At 42.0% G+C, this 18,867-nt stretch carries 17 protein-coding genes; 2 read left to right on the top strand and 15 right to left on the bottom strand.

Annotated elements, in window-relative coordinates:
• Window positions 1-6 precede the first annotated feature (6 nt).
• The 4 genes from buk to AC3WTL_RS12910 form a co-directional block, all read right to left on the bottom strand.
• Window positions 7-1,116, bottom strand: coding sequence for a butyrate kinase (gene buk / locus AC3WTL_RS12925; RefSeq protein ID WP_492369493.1), 1,110 nt, complete (start codon window positions 1,114-1,116; stop codon window positions 7-9).
• Between the two features lie 175 nt (window positions 1,117-1,291).
• Window positions 1,292-2,386, bottom strand: coding sequence for a branched-chain amino acid dehydrogenase (gene bcd / locus AC3WTL_RS12920; protein WP_048008219.1), 1,095 nt, complete (start codon window positions 2,384-2,386; stop codon window positions 1,292-1,294).
• Between the two features lie 83 nt (window positions 2,387-2,469).
• Window positions 2,470-3,372: a phosphate butyryltransferase gene (gene yqiS / locus AC3WTL_RS12915; RefSeq protein WP_248348454.1), complete on the bottom strand. Its 903-nt coding sequence runs from the start codon at window positions 3,370-3,372 to the stop codon at window positions 2,470-2,472.
• A gap of 182 nt (window positions 3,373-3,554) precedes the next feature.
• Entirely contained in the window at window positions 3,555-5,618 is a 2,064-nt protein-coding gene (locus tag AC3WTL_RS12910) for a sigma-54 interaction domain-containing protein (RefSeq protein ID WP_048008221.1), read from the bottom strand.
• A 152-nt stretch (window positions 5,619-5,770) separates the two neighbouring features.
• Between AC3WTL_RS12910 and AC3WTL_RS12905 the strand changes: the two genes are divergently transcribed.
• On the top strand, window positions 5,771-6,007 hold the full coding sequence (locus tag AC3WTL_RS12905; protein ID WP_048008222.1) for a DUF2627 domain-containing protein: 237 nt from the start codon (window positions 5,771-5,773) through the stop codon (window positions 6,005-6,007).
• A gap of 17 nt (window positions 6,008-6,024) precedes the next feature.
• Entirely contained in the window at window positions 6,025-6,165 is a 141-nt protein-coding gene (locus AC3WTL_RS12900) for a YycC family protein (RefSeq protein ID WP_082138922.1), read from the top strand.
• A 390-nt stretch (window positions 6,166-6,555) separates the two neighbouring features.
• Here AC3WTL_RS12900 and spo0A read toward each other — a convergent pair whose 3' ends face one another.
• From spo0A to nusB, 11 genes are all read right to left on the bottom strand, one after another.
• Window positions 6,556-7,344, bottom strand: a complete 789-nt coding sequence (spo0A, locus tag AC3WTL_RS12895; RefSeq protein ID WP_492369492.1) for a sporulation transcription factor Spo0A — start codon at window positions 7,342-7,344, stop codon at window positions 6,556-6,558.
• A 312-nt stretch (window positions 7,345-7,656) separates the two neighbouring features.
• Window positions 7,657-8,946 carry a SpoIVB peptidase gene (spoIVB, locus tag AC3WTL_RS12890; RefSeq protein WP_163143354.1) on the bottom strand — a complete coding sequence of 430 codons (1,290 nt, stop codon included), beginning with the start codon at window positions 8,944-8,946 and terminating at the stop codon, window positions 7,657-7,659.
• 182 nt (window positions 8,947-9,128) lie between these two features.
• Entirely contained in the window at window positions 9,129-10,811 is a 1,683-nt protein-coding gene (recN, locus tag AC3WTL_RS12885) for a DNA repair protein RecN (RefSeq protein ID WP_492369491.1), read from the bottom strand.
• 85 nt (window positions 10,812-10,896) lie between these two features.
• Window positions 10,897-11,346, bottom strand: coding sequence for a transcriptional regulator AhrC/ArgR (gene ahrC / locus AC3WTL_RS12880; RefSeq protein ID WP_009332889.1), 450 nt, complete (start codon window positions 11,344-11,346; stop codon window positions 10,897-10,899).
• A 171-nt stretch (window positions 11,347-11,517) separates the two neighbouring features.
• Window positions 11,518-12,363: a TlyA family RNA methyltransferase gene (locus tag AC3WTL_RS12875; protein ID WP_250800945.1), complete on the bottom strand. Its 846-nt coding sequence runs from the start codon at window positions 12,361-12,363 to the stop codon at window positions 11,518-11,520.
• Window positions 12,364-12,366: 3 nt separating this feature from the next.
• Window positions 12,367-14,259, bottom strand: a complete 1,893-nt coding sequence (gene dxs / locus AC3WTL_RS12870) for a 1-deoxy-D-xylulose-5-phosphate synthase (RefSeq protein ID WP_159344688.1) — start codon at window positions 14,257-14,259, stop codon at window positions 12,367-12,369.
• A gap of 368 nt (window positions 14,260-14,627) precedes the next feature.
• Window positions 14,628-15,521 (bottom strand): polyprenyl synthetase family protein, encoded by an 894-nt coding sequence (locus AC3WTL_RS12865; protein ID WP_248348442.1) that lies wholly within the window; start codon window positions 15,519-15,521, stop codon window positions 14,628-14,630.
• 2 nt (window positions 15,522-15,523) lie between these two features.
• The gene (gene xseB, locus AC3WTL_RS12860; protein WP_048008230.1) at window positions 15,524-15,757 is read right to left on the bottom strand and encodes an exodeoxyribonuclease VII small subunit; all 234 of its coding nucleotides are present in this window, start codon (window positions 15,755-15,757) and stop codon (window positions 15,524-15,526) included.
• Between the two features lie 5 nt (window positions 15,758-15,762).
• A complete protein-coding gene (gene xseA / locus AC3WTL_RS12855; protein ID WP_248348440.1) occupies window positions 15,763-17,103 on the bottom strand; it encodes an exodeoxyribonuclease VII large subunit in 1,341 nt (446 codons plus the stop codon).
• A gap of 374 nt (window positions 17,104-17,477) precedes the next feature.
• Window positions 17,478-18,335 (bottom strand): bifunctional methylenetetrahydrofolate dehydrogenase/methenyltetrahydrofolate cyclohydrolase FolD, encoded by an 858-nt coding sequence (gene folD / locus AC3WTL_RS12850; protein ID WP_048008232.1) that lies wholly within the window; start codon window positions 18,333-18,335, stop codon window positions 17,478-17,480.
• A 94-nt stretch (window positions 18,336-18,429) separates the two neighbouring features.
• Window positions 18,430-18,819 (bottom strand): transcription antitermination factor NusB, encoded by a 390-nt coding sequence (nusB, locus tag AC3WTL_RS12845; protein ID WP_048008233.1) that lies wholly within the window; start codon window positions 18,817-18,819, stop codon window positions 18,430-18,432.
• Between the last annotated feature and the right edge of the window lie 48 nt (window positions 18,820-18,867).

The raw sequence follows: 18,867 nt of genomic DNA, 5'->3' as shown, positions 1-18,867 counted from the left end.
CCCCTTCTATTTCAATGCTGCTTTCCCAGCTGTTTTTCCGGGATATTCTTTTTCAGTCTCTTCACCGCGCAAGACGCGAAGTGCACCTTCCGCAAGTGCCTGAAGCTCATTTTCACCAGGCTGGACGATGACATCTGCTATCCAGTTAATCCGCTCACTGATTTCTTTTACAAAGCCCTTGCCATAGGCGAGACCGCCTGTAAGGATAATGGCATCAACCTTTCCGCCAAGCACTGCACTGGCAGAACCAATCTCCTTAGCCACCTGATAAGCCATTGCGGAGTAGACAAGCTTTGCTTTCTCATCTCCGTTTTCAATCATCTTTTCAACCTTTACAGCATCATTTGTTCCCAGATAACCAACAAGGCCACCTTGTCCAACAAGTTTCTTCATCACTTCTTCACGATAAAAGCTGCCGGAGTAGCAAAGTCCCACCAGATCACCGGCAGGTACTGTACCTGCCCGTTCCGGACTGAACGGCCCGTCTCCATGAAGTCCGTTATTGACATCCACTACTCTGCCTTTTTTATGAGCGCCAACAGTAATACCTCCGCCCATATGTGTGACGATCAGGTTAAGCTCCTCATACTTTTCGCCGAGCTCCTTGGCCACTCTCCTGGCAACAGCTTTCTGATTCAAAGCATGGAAAATACTTTTTCTTTCTATCATTGAAAAGCCTGAAATACGGGCAATTGGGTCCAGTTCATCAACCACAACCGGATCAACAATGAACGATGGAATATTTAAACCCGAAGCAATCTCATATGCCAGGATTCCGCCAAGGTTAGAAGCATGCTGTCCAGCAAAACCTGCACGAAGATCCCCTAGCATTGCATCATTAACAGAATATGTGCCTCCTTCAATTGGGCGAAGAAGCCCGCCGCGGCCGCACACTGCACTTAATTTTGAAATATTGATTCCTTCATGATCCAGCGTCTCTAAAATGGTCTGCTTACGGAATTCATATTGATCGATAATACTTTCATAAGAGTTAATGACATCTGCATCATGGCGTAATGTCTTCTCCAGGACAGAGATCTCATTATCGAAAACTCCAATCTTAGTTGAAGTGGATCCCGGATTGATGACGAGAATTCGATGTTCTTGTTCTAGCACGTTTAAACCTCCATAAAGAGCGGAAATCTCCCTTGTAAAAGCATACTCTTACTCAGGGGACTTTATTTGCCGCTGCATTTTTTATACGATGCTTTTAAAGGCAAAGACGCTGAATTCATAATTCAGCGCTTTGCATTTCAGGAAAGACAGGCTAAATTCCTCTTCCTCATAAAACCTATCTGCGGCTAAGGATATGGTGGCCGTTTTGGAGGAACTGTCCGCGCGAATTACGCATTCTTTCAATTCTTTCCTCAACCATGCGGTCAGCCGCTTTATATGTTGGAATTCCATCCCTTTTAGCAATATCAATAACTTTTTCGATATTGTTGTATACAGTTTCAACTTTTTTCATTGCACGTTCACGGTTGTATCCGTACAGCTCATCTGCAACATTGATAACTCCGCCTGCATTAATTACATAATCAGGTGCATAAACAATGCCCATCTCATGAATTAAATCACCATGGCGGGTTTCTTTAAGCTGATTGTTTGCAGCACCAGCAATTACTTTTGCTTTCAGCTGTGGAATTGTATCATCATTAACTGTTGCACCTAAAGCACATGGTGCATAAATATCACATTCAACACCATAAATTTCATTTGGTTCAACAGCTTTAGCACCGAACTCTTCAACTGCACGCTGAACTGCTTCTTTATTAATATCTGTTACAATTAGCTGTGCACCTTCTTCATGCAGATGACGGCAAAGATTGAACGCTACGTTTCCAACACCCTGAACGGCAATTGTTTTGCCTTCTAAAGAGTCAGTTCCGAATGCAGCCTTTGCTGCTGCCTTCATTCCTCTGTATACGCCATAAGCTGTAACTGGTGAAGGGTTGCCTGAAGAACCGAAGGCAGGTGAAATACCAGTTACATAATCTGTTTCCTCATGGATCAGATCCATATCAGCTACAGTAGTGCCTACGTCCTCTGCAGTAATATAACGTCCATTTAATCCTTGGATGTAACGTCCGAAAGCACGGAACATCTCTTCGTTTTTGTCTTTGCGCGGATCGCCGATAATAACTGTTTTACCGCCACCAAGGTTTAAGCCTGCTGCTGCATTCTTATAAGTCATGCCGCGTGCAAGGCGCAATGCATCCTCAATAGCTGCCTCTTCAGATTCATAAGTCCACATGCGAGTACCGCCAAGCGCAGGACCTAAAGTAGTGTCATGAATAGCAATTATAGCTTTTAAGCCTGATTGTTTGTCCTGGCAAAACACCACTTGTTCGTAATCGTAAGTTTCTAAGTATTTGAAGATTTCCATGTTCTAATTCCTCCCCGGATTATGAAAAAAAATTTATGTTCGTTTGATTAAAATTTTTTATTTAAATGCTGAATATCAGCAAATTACTTTGCTGAGCATATCGCTAAAGCCAATGAATAAACCTTGCTTTCGGCCGAATCAGCCCTTGAAGTAAGAACGATTGGCGCTGTCGCCCCTGCGATAACGGCTCCTACTTTTGCTTTTGCAAAGTAGACAAGTGATTTATATAAAGCATTCCCAACTTCTATAGTCGGCACCAATAAAATATCTGCCTGTCCGGCAACTTTGCTTTTAATTCCCTTATGTTCAGCTGCTTCAAAAGAAATTGCATTGTCCAGAGCAAGAGGACCATCGACTATACAATCTTTAATCTGCCCTCTTTGGTTCATAAGAGTTAATGCTGCAGCATCCAAAGTAGCCTGCATAGCAGGATTAACCGCCTCTACTGCAGCAATTGGGGCTGCGAGAGGTTTTTCAATCCCAATGCTTTTTGCAATATAAACTGCATTTTTCAGGATTTGTGCTTTTTGATTAAGATCTGGCGTAATATTCATAGCTGCATCCGTTACGATTGTAAACCGTTCAAAGCCTGGGACCTCAAAAACAGCCACATGTGATAAAACATTTCCTGTTCTTAAGCCAAATTCTTTATTTAAGACAGCTTTTAAAATGCCTGCCGTCGGAATATTACCCTTCATCAGCACATTGGCCTTCTGTTCCTTCACAGCCCTTACTGACAATTCCGCTGCATGCGCAGATGATTCTGCGTGCACGATTTTAACTTTAGGGCTTTCAGCTGCTTCGCTATGCTTCTCGTCCAGGATTTTGCGGATTTTTTCTTCATCCCCGAATAATAGAAAGCTTGCTAAGTTCAGCTTAATTGCTTCAGAAACTGCTTCGAGAACTTCTTCGTCTTCGGCTGCAGCTACGGCTACCGTTTTCTCACCATATTGGGTTGCTTTCGTTAGAAGCGAATCCAATGTCATCTGTTCAACCCCCTTACATGAAAAGCGCAGGCGTCATAGGTTCAGGAAACTTAAAATAATCGACGCCATTTTCTTGATGTTCTTCCGTTTAGTATACTTGCAAGAAGTGTGCCAACTTAAAAAGCTGTGAAAACGCTTTATTCATTAAACTAAAGCATGCAATTTATTGCACAATATGAAATTTATTGCATGCCAGGTTTTGCAATTTCATATTTCTCCAATTTGTAGTAAAGATTCCTGACTGAGAGTCCAAGCATTTTAGCTGTCTTGGTCTTATTTCCATCCAGCTTTTGAAGAGTTTGCCTGATCACCCTTGCCTCATACTGCTCAATCATTTGCGTTAATGATTTATTTTGCGCTTCTTCACTAGCTTCAATATTGGGTGACGGATTATTGGCACCCAGATCAGGAATATGCCGTTCTTCTATTTTCGTTTCGCTGTAATTCATAAAAATGATGGCTCTGCCCAGGATATTATCAAGTTCCCTCACATTCCCCGGCCAATTATAGGCCATCAGCTTATCAACAGCTTCTTCTGTCACACCTTCTACATTCCGCCCATATTCCTGGTTTATCTTTTGAATAAGTCTGCTGCACAGCAAAGGAATATCCTCCTTCCTGCGTCTTAATGAAGGAATATGTATGGGCATTCTATTCAGCCTGTAGTATAAGTCTTCCCTAAAGGTGCCATCTGCAATTCCTTTTTCTAAATTGACATTGGTCGCGGCAATTATCCGAACATCAATTGTAATAGGCTTAGTCCCTCCCACTCTTGTAATTTCATGTTCCTGAAGAACCCTGAGCAGCTTTGCCTGAGTGTTAGCTGTCAGCTCGCCAATTTCATCAAGAAAAATACTGCCTTTATCAGCTTCCTCAAATAAACCTCTTTTGCCGCCTCTTTTTGCACCCGAGAATGCCCCCTCTTCATAACCGAATAATTCACTTTCCAAAAGAGATTCTGATAATGCCGCACAATTTACCCTGATAAACTTGTTATATTTTCGGTCGCTTGCATTATGTATAGCGTGGGCGAAAAGCTCTTTACCTGTCCCGGACTCTCCTCTCAGCAAAACTGTGGCAGGAGTTTTAGCTCCAAGTCTTGCCTGTTCGATTGCAATGGTCATCTCTTCAGATGTTCCAATTATATCCTCGAATGAATACTTCGCTTCCAGCGTACGAATAATCTGTCTGGCCCGGTTTAATTCACGGTTCAGATTTTGAATTTCCGAGACGTCGTGTATAACACCAACACTCCCTTTTAATTTCCCATCAACAATAACAGGCGCAACGTTTACAATTACATCCTTTCTCTTTGGACCGACCCTCATGGCCACACCTCTCATCGCTCTTCGCGTTTGAAGGACCTTCATATGAACGCTTTCACCTTCTGATATATCTGCTGTAGCAGGCTTTCCGATTACCTTTTCCTCCTCCAGACCTGTAAGCCTGGAGTATGCCGGATTGATCAAAATCCCTTTCCCATTTTCATCAACAACGGAGATGGCCTCCTCACTTGATTGAATAATTGCCTGAAGCATCGTCTGTATGTCTTTCAAGTTCGTTATTTCTTCCGCAAGTGAAACAACTTCTGTAATATCCTTAAAAACGGCAAAGGCACCCATTAATTCATTATTTTCACCGAGCATAGGGATTCTTGTCGTAATAATCTTCAGGCCATTAGCCAAAGTCATTTCCTGATTCGCTTCAATTCTCCTTGTCGCCATAACTCTGGGAAGCATGCTGTCGGTAATGATTTCATTAATTTTTTTCCCTAAAGCATCTTTCCTCTTTATTCCTGTCATTCTCTCCGCACTGCGATTAAAGACTATAATTTCAGTTTGGTTATTTATTACAATCATTCCGTCATCGGTCGAATTAAAAATCAAGTCATGCTTATATGTTTCATTTCTGAATTTCGAAATCAGCTCTTCCTTTTCCTCAAGTAATTTCGCGATTAAAAAGGCTACACTTCCAGGTATTAGAACTGTATTTTTGCTTCTGGCTTCCCTAATGTCGATAAACACTTGCTCATTTCCGGTAACTTCAATAATGATGTCAATATCTTGTTTCATAAACTGTCGCCAATCAGCGCCGGTTGGGATGCCGCTTTCGTTGGCAAGCAGAAGTCCTTCGGCATCAGGGTCGATATCCACCATGGCTTTTACATCCAAAACTGCCGTTTCTTTTATTATTTTCAGGATGGCGGTACCGCCTTTTCCTGCACCGACAATCATCACTGTTTGCATAGTCATACCTGCTTTCATTGAAAATTCTTGCATATTCAATAGAAATTACTGCAATATTCTTCATGTTTATTTTAGCATAGGAGAAGCACTTGACAAATTTCTTTAATGATTTATGATTTCGGTAGGCAACTCGATTTGAAGGGAATTTTTTTATGATAAGACTAATTGCTTTATTAATTTTACTCCTGCCGGGCATATTGGCTGTGTATGGGATAAAATTAATGAGAGATATGGTCTTTGGCATCCTGCAAAGCCCATTTCCCTATTTATGGCTTCAATTTGTGTCAGGTTTCCTTTTCTTGATTATAGGGCTTGGCTTCATCGCAGGATTTATTCTTTATCGTGACCGAAAAAGAAACAAAGTCCAGGATCGTTTTAAATCTAAATAAGTTAGTGGGGGATAATAGTGAAGCCGCTGCAGATATCACCGGAAACAGCATTAAAGCTCGCTGAAAAACTTAATCTTCCTCTTGAGCAAATCATGCACATGCCTCAGCATATCCTGATCCAAAAAATGATGGAGCTTGAGAAAGAAGAAAACAAATAAAGTGAAACTTCAATCAGTGGGGGTTTTCTTTATCCCCCACTGATTGTTAGTCGCGTTCTAGTGTCGCTAAGATCTCCGCAAGCGCTTTGATCAATCGACACTACGAACCCGATTGGTTCAACTAAGCCTCTGCCTGCGCGTCGGCAAGTTTCACTGTATCTCACCAATCGGGCCTTTACGGGCAGTTTGACCCCCACTTATCCTCCTTTGATTCTTCTAAGTCTTGAAGTGGGGGTCTTACTGCCCGTTAGACTGCGATAAAGTAAAGGTTCAGTTTGAAGCATTCAAACTGAACCTTTTTATATCTCAGCTTATTTCATGAGGAAAATAAAAAACGCCCCAATAGGAGCGCAGCAAATTAAATAAAAATTGTTATAAGTCCTTACCCTTTCAAGAAGCCTTATGCTCGAGACGAAGTTTATCGGCGACCATGGCAATAAACTCGGAATTTGTCGGCTTGGCTTTGGTCATGCTGACTGTATACCCAAAAAGAGAGGAAATTGAATCTATATTGCCGCGGCTCCAAGCAACTTCAATCGCATGGCGGATCGCACGCTCAACCCGGCTTGCAGTCGTATTAAATTTTTTAGCAATATCAGGGTACAGCACTTTTGTAATGGAACCGAGAAGTTCGATATCATTGTACACCATTGAAATCGCTTCACGAAGATATAAGTATCCTTTAATATGAGCAGGTACGCCAATTTCATGAATGATGCTGGTAATGCTGGCATCCAGGTTCTTCGGCTTTGCTTCTGCCTGGGGACGGTAAGATGGAGCGGGTTTGCGGAGAAAAGAGCTGGATTTTCCGCTGACCTGACGGATATGGCTTGCCAAATTGTCCATATCAAATGGTTTAAGAATAAAGTAAGATGCTCCTAAATCCACTGCCTTTTTGGTGACATCCTCCTGGCCGAATGCAGTAAGCATAATTACATTAGGAAGTGCATTCAAATTTAATTCTCTCATTTTCTCGAGTACAGCAAGTCCATCCAAGTGAGGCATGATGATATCCAGCACAAGAACATCAGGCTGTGTCTGCTCTAAAATGTCGAGGCAATCCTGTCCATTATGTGCAACACCCGCAACTTCCATATCCTCCTGAGAAGATATATATTCCTCTAAAAGCCCGACCAGCTCCCTATTATCATCCACAACACAAACTTTTATTTTCTTCACTTACTTTCCTCCTCGGCCCATTATGGTCTCTTTAATGAATGTTCATTTGAACACGCTCTTTTTATGATTTCTATTTTCTATTCTAAATGAGAAATTCGACAATGCAACAAAAAATCCTCTACTTTTTTGAAATTTTCTTAAAAAACCACCGAAATCTCATTTTTTCTTTGGTTTTCTTCTGTTTTCGACCAGTTTCGCCATACTCTTTACAATTCGTGTATACTTGTCGAAAAATCTTTAATTATCGTCATTTTAACATAAAAAATCAAAAAGACGGGATATCCCCGCCTTTTTATTTGATCCATTCCCTAATTAGGATGCTTTTTCTTCTGCTTTTTCATATATATTGATTCCCGCTTCATTCAGCATCCATTCGATATGAACACCATATCCTGAAGTAGGATCATTTACAAATACGTGCGTTACCGCTCCAATAATTCTGCCATCCTGTATAATCGGGCTTCCGCTCATCCCCTGGACAATGCCGCCTGTTTTATCTAGGAGCTTCTGATCCGTCACTTTTATGACCATTCCTTTTGTTGCCGGAAACTTTTGCGGAATCGTGCTGACAATTTCAATATCAAACAATTGTACTTCATCATTGTCAACTACAGTCAATATTTGAGCAGCTCCCTCTTTCACCTGATGGGATAGTGCTATTGGCATCGGTTTGTCAAAGATCCCATTTTTCATATCCCTGTTTAATTCCCCAAAAATTCCGAAAGGACTGTTCCTGACAATATTCCCGATTATTTCTTTGTCTGAGGAAAATCGTGCAAGTTTTTCGCCTGGATTGCCATTACTTCCTTTTTCAATGGAAGTAACAGTCGATCTTACAATTTGGCCGTCTTCAACAACAATGGGTTTTTTCGTATCCATATCGGAAATAACATGTCCGAGTGCTCCATACTTTTTCGATTCCGGATGATAGAATGTCATCGTCCCAATGCCTGCTGCTGAATCACGTATATATAAACCAAGCTTATAGGTTTCTTCCCCGTTTTCTTTAAGAGGAGTAAGCTCCGTTTTCACCTTCCCGCTTTCACGGCTGACAATGATTTGGAGCGGGTTGCCGCTTTTTCCTGCTTCTTGAACAAAAGGGGCAACATCTGACATCTTTTCAATTTTCTTGCCATTAATTTCTGTAATGATATCTCCGATTTTAATCCCGGCCGTTTCGCCTGGCGAAGCTTTTCCTTCAGCCGTATTAACCTGATGGTGCCCCACTACTAACACACCTACTGTATTTAGTTTAACCCCGATTGATTGGCCTCCTGGAATTACTTTAAAATCTTTTAAGACATTTACATCAACCTTCTTTATCGGAAAACCTGCCAGTTCGAGAAGCATTTCATTTTTTCCATTTTCTTTTGCTGAAAGCAAAATCGAATGGTTATCTTCTTTAAGTGCAACACTTGTATTATCTATGGACAGCCCGGCTGACACTGCTTCTGCCTTTGCAATATCCAGCTGCTGCCCTTCAAAAAGGGTAATATTTGCAGGTATTTGCAAATATTCCTGAACAGGCTTGGAAAAACCTAAAGCAATTAATGAAACAAGGAGAATTCCACCAATTATTTTGCGCAAAACATCATATGTCAAATTTTTCACTCTCCTCGCTTCTAGTCCATCCACGTCAAATGGCTACATCTTTAATTTTGCCTGCATCGATGGCATTTATAACTGCCAGTGACATAAAAAAAGCTATCCTGCTTTGGATAGCTTTTCAAGGTATTAGATCTCGCTGCGCAGCTTAAGGGCACACACGGGATATTGGGTCATAATTATTTCAGCTGTTTAGCCATATGCAGCAGCTCTTTTGCATGCTCTTTCGTCAAATCGGTAATTTCCACACCAGAAATCATACGGCTGATTTCTTTTATCTTCTCTTCTTCATTCAGAGGCTTCACTGTAGTTTTGGTCCGTCCTTCATTCGTGTTTTTAGCAATAAATAAATGAGTATCTGCAATCGCTGCAACCTGTGGCAGGTGAGAGATGCAAAGCACTTGTGAATCCACGGAAACATGATGAATCTTTTCCGCGATAGCTTGTGCCACTCTTCCGCTCACGCCTGTATCCACTTCATCGAAGATAATACTTGTAACACCTTGATGTTTTGAGAAAATACTCTTTAAGGCAAGCATGATTCGGGATAATTCCCCTCCCGATGCAATCTTAGACAGAGGCTTGAGCGGTTCTCCCGGATTGGTGGAAATATAGAATTCCGCTCTGTCAATGCCATTTTTCAGAAGGACTTCGGGATCAGAAAAGAATCTTACCTCAAAAACTGTTTTTTCCATGTATAATTCCTTAAGCTCTTTATGAATTAACTTCGTAAGCTTTAGGGCAGATTTTCTCCGCAGCTTGCTCAGTTCTTCCCCTTCAACCATAAGGTCTTTTTTCAGGGCAGTGACTTCTTTTTGCAGCTTATCAATATGGGTTTCTTTATTTTGCAAGGTTTCAATTTCTTCTTCTATTTTTGCTGCGTATTCCAGCACTTCTTCTACCGTTTTTCCATATTTTCTTTTTAGACCATTTATTTCATTCAGTCTGTTTTCGATTTCATTGAGCCTCTGGGGATCATATTCCATAAAGTCCATTTCATTGCGCAGGGAACTGGCCGCATCTTCAAGCAAATAGAAGCTGTTTGCTACATTTTCCGCTATTTCTTTATACGATGGGTCCAATTCCGCGGCATCATTCATATACCCCATAACCAGCCCAATCCAATCGAGCCCTTTTTGCTCTCCTTGAAGAGCATTATAGCCAGACTGAACTGAGTCAAAAATACGTTCAAAATTGGATAGCTTTCTCTTTTCTTCAATCAGATCCTCATCTTCATTCAATTTCAGCTGTGCTGACTGGATTTCATCAAGCTGAAATTGGATTAAATCAAGCCGGTGTGCCATTTGCTGTTCATTCTCGCTTAAATTCTTAAGCTTTTTCAAGGTGCTTTCATATAATCTGTAGATATCCTGATATTCAGAAAGGGAAGCAGAAATCTTCGTTCCTCCAAACTGATCGAGAAGAGGAAGATGCAAGGTTTCATTCATTAATTCCTGATGTTCGTGCTGACCGTGTATATCAATAAGTGAACTTCCGATTTCCCTCAAAGCAGAAATAGTGACCAGTTTTCCATTCACTCTGCAAATGCTTTTTCCTGTCTTTGATATATCTCTGCGGAGAACAATCATTCCATCTTCAATATCTATCCCAAATTCTGCAGCTCGTTTATAGCAAGGGTGCTTAGGATCACCCAGGATAAAGAGCCCCTCTAACTCAGCTTTATCTTCACCATGCCGGACAAACTCTGCAGATCCCCTGCCTCCAGCCAGCAAGTGAATGGCATCAATAATAATGGATTTCCCTGCCCCTGTTTCACCAGTTAAAACAGTTAAGCCCTTTTCAAATGAGACAGAAAGGGCTTCGATTATAGCAAAATTTCGTATCGTTATTTCATTTAACAAGCTTATCACCTCATTAGAAAAAGCAGAAGCGCTTTGCCACCGGCACCTCGAGGGGGGGACAGGCGCTCTGAACTTGAAAAATTATCTACAGCATTTCAAGAAAACGGTTTGAAATGGCTTCTGTGTCTTCTGGGGTTTTGCAAATGATCAGGCATGTGTCATCCCCGCAAATTGTCCCCAGAATCTCTTCCCAGTCAAGGTTATCAATAAGTGCGCCTATAGCCATGGCATTTCCTGGAAGAGTCTTCATTACAAGGAGATGTCCTGCAGTATCCACTCTAACAAAGGCATCCATTAAGTTTCTTTTAAGTTTTTGCAGTGGATTGAAACGCTGATCAGCTGGAAGACTGTATTTATACCTTCCGTCCATTAAAGGTACTTTTACCAGATGAAGCTCTTTAATATCTCTTGAGACTGTCGCCTGGGTAACATTAAATCCTGCGTTTTTCAATTCATCTACCAGGTCATCCTGTGTTTCGATATCGTTATTAGTAATAATTTCGCGTATCTTAATATGTCTTTGCCCTTTATTCATTTTTTCACCTCTATAATCAGCCGCTTGACAGCAGGCAGAAAAAATTAATTTATAGTGTTTTGTACTATAATGTTAGCTGATTTTCTCAATAAAGTACAATTTTCCCGTATATTATTATTATAATTCGTCCTTACTCGACAAATTCCTTTAAAAAAAGGAACAGGCATCTGCCTATTCCTCTTCTTTAACCTGCTTTGTTTTCAATTCGGCGTGGGCTTCTTTTACAATCTTATCGGTCTGGGCTTTAAGGAGATTTTCTCCTTCTTCTTTGCTGCCTGACCAATACAGATGGAGGAGAAACTCTATGTTGCCATCTCCGCCAGTAATCGGTGAATAAGAAACGTCTTTGACATCATAGCCAAGACCCAAAGCAAATTGGATAATTTTATCAAGGACGGCTTCGTGTATTTTAGGATCTCTGACAATTCCTTTTTTTCCAACCTGCTCCCGTCCGGCTTCAAATTGCGGTTTCACTAAGGCAACTGTGTCACTGCCTGGAACCAGCAGTGTTTTTAATACAGGCAATATAAGCTTTAGAGAGATGAACGAAACATCGATGGAAGCAAAATCAGGCATACCGGCTGAGAGGTCTGCAGGAGTTACATACCGGAAATTGGTCCTTTCCATGACAACAACCCGTTCATCCTGCCTTAATTTCCAGGCAAGCTGATTATATCCGACATCCAAAGCATAGGACATTTTTGCGCCATTCTGCAGGGCGCAATCTGTGAAGCCTCCGGTTGAGGATCCAATGTCAAGGAGGATCTTGCCTTCGATTTCTAAATCAAAAACCTTCAGAGCTTTCTCAAGCTTTAAGCCACCGCGGCTGACATAGGGCATAACCTTTCCCTTGATTGCCAGCGGAATATCTGTACTAACCTTCTCGCCCGGTTTATCCAATCTGCTTTCATTGCTGAACACCAAACCGGCCATAACGGCCCTTTTCGCTTTTTCTCTCGTTTCAGCAAGACCTCTTTCAACTAATAAAACATCTAATCGTTCTTTCTTTGTTTTCATTTTTTAAGCCCTTTTTTGTTTTTTTCTTGCCAGTTTTCCCATTCTCTCCACAACATCGTCTACAGTCATCCCGATTTCCTCTAGTAGTTCATTTACACTGCCATGCTCAATAAATTTATCAGGTATTCCCATACGGTCGATTTCGGAATGGTGGAAGCCATGCTCATGTGCATATTCAAGAATGGCACTTCCAAAGCCTCCCTGCAGGACAGCTTCTTCTATCGTAAGAATAGGCATATTCGCTCCGAACAATTCATGCAGCATTTTTTCATCAAATGGCTTAATAAACCTTGCATTAATGACTTTAATGGAATGCCCTTGTTTTTCCAGGAGCTGAGCTGCCTTCAATGCCATTGGAATGGTTGTCCCAAAGGTTAAAATTGCTCCGTCGCTGCCATCGCGCAGAACTTCCCATGTTCCAATTGGAATAGCTTTAAGTTCTGTGTCCATCGGCACCCCGATGCCATTTCCGCGCGGGAACCGCATGGCGATTGGGCCATCGTTATACTCAATGGCTGTTTTCACCATGTGCTGGCCTTCATTTTCATCTTTTGGCATCATCAAAACCATGTTTGGCAAATGCCTTAAAAAAGCGATATCGAATACACCCTGATGCGTCTCACCATCTGCGCCAACAAGTCCTGCCCGGTCGATTCCAATAAATACATTCAAGTTCTGGCGTGCAATATCGTGTACGACCTGATCATAAGCACGCTGCAGGAAAGTAGAATATATCGCAAGGAACGGCTTCATGTTTTGAGTTGCCAGGCCAGCAGCTACTGTTGCTGCATGCTGTTCAGCAATACCCACATCATACATCCGTTCCGGAAATTCACTTGCAAAGCCTTCAAGCTTCGAACCAACAGGCATTGCTGGAGTGATTGCAACAATTCTTTCATCTTCTCTCGCAAGTTCCCTGACAGTTTCTGACACAAGCTTGCTCCATGCAGGCGGCGCAGCTGAAGGCTTCACAAAGTCCCCTGTTTCCATTTTATAAGGGCCTGTACCGTGCCAAGTGCCAATCTTGTCGTTTTCTGCAGGGTGATAGCCTTTCCCTTTTTTCGTTATAACATGGAGAAGCACCGGACCTTCTGTTTTCTTAGCATACGCAAGGTTCTCAAATAAAGCTTCATAATTATGCCCATCGACAGGCCCCAAATAGGTAAAGCCTAATTCCTCGAAGAACATGCCTGAAACAAACAGATACTTTAGGCTGTCTTTTAGTCTTTCAGCAGTTGAGGCCAATTTGCCGCCGACTGCCGGAACCTTTTTTAATAAATATTCAAGTTCATCTTTAACCCAATTATATTTACCTGCAGTCCTTAACCTTCCAAGAACATTGTGCAGGGCACCTACATTAGGAGCAATCGACATTTCATTATCATTTAATATGACAATCATATCCTTTTTTTCATGGCCGATATGATTTAAGGCCTCTAAAGCCATTCCGCCTGTTAAGGCACCATCCCCAATAACGGGAATGACATAATTGCTCTCTTTTTTCAAGTCTCTTGCAATGGCCATTCCCATCGCGGCAGATAAAGAAGTAGAGCTATGACCTGTTTCCCATACATCATGCTCACTTTCAATCATCTTTGGAAAGCCGCAAAGACCTTTATATTGTCTAAGAGTATCGAATTGGCACGCACGGCCTGTAAGGATTTTGTGTACGTATGACTGATGTCCGACATCCCAGATAATTTTATCCTTCGGACTGTCGAAACACTTATGCAATGCAACAGTCAACTCAACAACTCCAAGATTAGGGCCAATATGTCCCCCTGTGCCTGATAGCTTCTCAATCAGGAAAGTGCGGATTTCCTGACTGAGACTTTCCAATTCTTTATTCGAGAGCCCTTTTAAAAAGGAAGGGTCTTTAATTGATAACAGATCCATACTGCGGACCACTCACTTTCGTTTCTTATTCGTCCGTTTTTTTACGTATATTTTGGCAATCATGTTTATAACAAATCAAAGCCTGTTTTTTACGGCTTCCAGCCTGTCTAAAAGATAATATCTTAAGATTACCTTATTACAGGAGATTTTCCAAATGCTTTTCATTTTAAACAGTCTATCACTCCGGCCAGTCTTACTTCGGAAAGACTCCCGGCAGCAATTCCTATCATACCAAAATATATACAATAAAGACCATCATTTTATTAAACAGCAAATGCCGCTGGTACAAATAGTACAGCGGCAAGACCATCGTTTCTTCATTCATTTTTGTACCCTGTCTTTGCGATTATGAGTATGTAATCCAGAAATTAGTGGTCCCTGTTTGCAATTAGATCTGTTATTTCTTCGAGCAGCTCTGTTTGAAGGCCTGTTTCCTTCAGCTTCTCTTTTGCAGATCTGATATGGTATTCGAGCGCCTCTTTCGCGCCGTTCATTGTAAGAAGAGCTGGATAGGTGCTTTTATTTTTTGATTCATCACTGCCAACGGGCTTCCCGATTATCTCTTCTGTTCCTTCAAGGTCGAGAATGTCATCCCTGATTTGAAAAGCAAGTCCCAGATGATAAGCAAAATGGGATAGTGCCTGAATCGTGTCTTCATTGGCATTTGCCAAAATAGCACCTGAAACCACACTGCATTCCAGCAATTTGCCGGTCTTATGCACGTGGATATACTCCAGGTCCTCTAAGTCCAGCTGTTTGCCCTCTCCTTTAATGTCTGCTGCCTGACCTCCAACCATCCCTTCAGCACCTGCAGCTTTTGAAAGCACTTTAATTAAAGACAGCCTGGTTTCGGCTGAAGCAAATTCGTCCGGGGTTTCCGCAATGGTTTGGAAGCTGTATGTGAGCAAGGCATCACCTGCCAGGATGGCAAAAGCTTCTCCATATACTTTATGGTTAGTCGGTTTACCTCTTCTTAAATCGTCATTATCCATACTTGGCAGGTCATCGTGAATGAGCGAATAGGTATGGATCATTTCGATTGCCGCCGCAGTCCATAACCCTTTTGCCGTATCTTCGCCAAAAGCAGCCAATGTGGCAAATAACAGCATCGGCCTGATCCGCTTTCCTCCGGCTTCAAGTGAATAATTCATCGCTTCCTTGATTTCAGGTGGAGCATTCAATTTATGTACATATTCTTTTAAATGAATTTCCAGTTTTCGCTTATGCAATTCAGAGAAAGAACGTAAGGATTGCTGCTGCAAGATTATTCCTCCTCCGGAATGGCGAAGTTCGTTTTTCGGCCATCTTCCGTCAGTATTTCCGTAAGCTGTGATTCCACATTTTTAAGCTTATCATGGCATAATTTTGAAAGCTCCATGCCCTTTTTATAAATATTAATAGCCTCCTCAAGAGGAACATCGCCCTCTTCAAGCTTTTCCACAATCACTTCAAGTTCTTCCATCGCTTGCTCAAATGAAAGTTGCTTTTCATCCGCCATGCCATTCACTCCTCAATATCCGTTACCCGGCATTCAATAGTTCCATCAGATACCTTCAATTTTAACATATCATTCACTTTAACCTGAGACACAGTCTTTACCAGGGATTCCTTTTCTGTATAAGCAAGGCTATAGCCTCTATCCATGATTTTGAGAGGACTGAGCGCCTCAAGGGTTGAAATAACTCCCGCAAAATCCTTTTCTTTTGCAGCCAGGGTATTTACCATTGTTTTGTTTAAAAGCTTATGCAGCCGATCATGTTTTTCCTTTGCCTGATCCATCAGCTGACCGGGGTGACTACGAACCAGCCTTTTTTGGAGGATATCAGCCTGTTCCTGCTTTAAATCATGCAGCCTCTTTGATCCCCGCAGCAGCTGTTCGGTGACTTTGTCAAGCTGTTCCAGTTTTTGTTCATACAATTTTTGGGGGAACCTGAAAGCATAGGATTTCTGTACCCTTAGAAGCCGTTCATTTTGCAGTGCAATTTGTTCCTTCATCGCTCTTATCAGCCTTGATTGCCTGTTAAAAAGCCTTTCTGACAAATCATCAATATGCGGGACTGCCAATTCAGCAGCTCCCGTTGGGGTTGGAGCCCTTAAATCTGCAACAAAATCGGCTATTGTAAAATCTGTTTCATGGCCAACAGCTGATATTACAGGTATTTCCGACTTGAATATGGCCCTTGCCACAGCTTCTTCATTAAAGGCCCAAAGCTCTTCAATGGAACCTCCGCCTCTGCCGATAATTAAGACATCCGCTTCCCTGGAGGCATTTGCATCCTTTATCGCTTTCACAATCGACGGAGCTGCCTGGTTACCCTGGACAAGCGCAGGGTATATAAGTATGTTCGCGATTGGATAGCGCCTTTTGAGCGTTGTCAAAATATCTCTGATTGCAGCACCGGTAGGGGATGTAATAACAGCAACTGTACGTGGATAACGAGGGATATTTTTTTTATGCGCAGACGAAAAGTATCCTTCTTTCTCCAGTTTCTCCTTAAGCTGCTCGTATGCCAGATAGAGCTCACCAACCCCGTCCGGCTGCATTTCCTGTACATACATTTGATATTGCCCGCTGGATTCATAAACGGAAATCGCTCCGCGAACTAATACTTTCATGCCGTTCTCCGGCCTGAATTTCATGGATCTCGCATTTCCTGCAAACATTACAGCTAAAATTCTGGCTTTCTCATCCTTTAAAGTGAAATACATATGGCCGCTTGAGTGCTGTTTAAAGTTTGAGATTTCTCCCTTAACCAAAATATTTTGTAAATGAGGGTCGGCGTCAAATTTTCTTTTTATGTATTTGGTCAGTGCGTGAACTGTCAGATACTGCTGTTCCTTCATAACAATCTCCTTTATGCAGAAGTCGTATTGAACCTCCTGCAAAGCAATAACACATGAAAAGCGCAAGCGCCTTGCCCACGAAGGAACGCAGACTAAGAACGCCACGTCCTCCTAAAAGCTGCCGCTTTCGGTCGTGCGATGTTTATGCTTACGAAGCCTTCCTTGTACTGGGGGCCTCAAGTGACCTCGAGGGGGCAGGCGCTCCTCCTAAAAGCTGTCGAAGCTTTCCTTGTGGAGCTGGACAATTATCAAGTTCGAGGTTATTCTATCTTACCAATAAAAAAAACTGTCCTTCCATTCAGCCTGCATCACAGGCTTCCTAAATACAGGATAATGGAAATGGACAGATTTTGCATCTATGGCGGCCAGGAATTTTAGATTTTGCTTATAGAATACTTTGCTGCCTTTAATGTGTTATGCATTAACATGGTAATAGTCATCGGCCCCACTCCGCCCGGAACAGGAGTAATATACCCTGCTTTGTGCTTAACTGTCTCGAAATCAACATCGCCGCAAAGCTTTCCTGCCGCATTTCGATTCATGCCCACATCAATCACGATTGCACCATTTTTAACATGGTCCTCCGTAATTAAATTGGCTTTACCTGCTGCTGCCACCAGAATATCTGCCCGCTTTGTATATTCCTTTAGATTAGCTGTTTTCGAGTGACAATAGGTGACAGTTGCATCTTTATTAAGAAACAGCTGCCCTGCAGGTTTACCTACAATGTTGCTTCTGCCAATAACCACTACATGCTTTCCGGAAATGTCCGCCCCGATGCTTTCAAGCATTTCAATGATCCCTGCAGGAGTACATGGGATATAGGCATCCTGAGCTGTCATCATCCTGCCGATATTTATGGGATGAAATCCATCCACATCTTTTTCAGGAGATATGGTCTCGATGATGGCTTTTTCATTAATATGGCTTGGGAGCGGCAGCTGGACCAGGATTCCATGGATTGCATCACTTTTGTTTAACTCAGTGATTTTTCTGATAAGCTCTTGTTCGCTGACACTTTCGGGAAGTTCAATAAGCATAGAATACATGCCCAGCTTATTGCAGGTTTTCTGCTTGTTATTCACATACGTTCTGGATGCCTGATTATCCCCAGCTAAAATAACAGCCAATCCTGGCGTGACTCCTTCTGCCTTAAGCTTTTGCACTTCAGCACCGATACGATCCTGTTTCTTTCTTGCAATTTCTTTTCCATCTATTAATTCTGCAGCCATTTGTATCCCCCTATCAGAAACTCGAAAGCGCCTTTGATAAGGACTGCCGGCTTGCTTGCATCTAGAAAGTGCCAGCATATCCAGTGTATGTTTTTTAGAGTTTTTCTTTTACCTTTGATAAAACACCATTAATAAACTTGCTTGACTGATCATCGCCGTATAGTTTGGCAATCTCAATTGCTTCATCGAGCACCACATTGGCTGGCACTTCCTCTGTTAAATACAGCAGTTCAAAAACAGATAAGCGCAGAAGATTGCGGTCTACAGTGGCAAGTCTCTCCAGCGTCCATTTTTCAAGAAATCCTTTGATTTCACTATCAATTGTTTCTTTATGCTCCAGCACACCAGATACAAGTTTGCTTAGATATTCATCGTTCTTTCCGCCCTCTAAAACATGTTCGATGGCGGTCTCTGGTTCTGTCCCGCTTACATCAATTTGAAATAACGCCTGCAATGCTTTTTCTCTGGCTGTTCTTCTCTTCATCTTTATAAAACTCCTTTATGGCTAGCATAGTAATTTTCATTTTTGAGC

Source organism: Cytobacillus sp. EB106-05-05-XG126, from assembly GCF_058791715.1.
The sequence above is the reverse complement of the archived record's forward strand: the minus strand, read 5'-3'. Positions and strand labels throughout refer to the sequence as shown.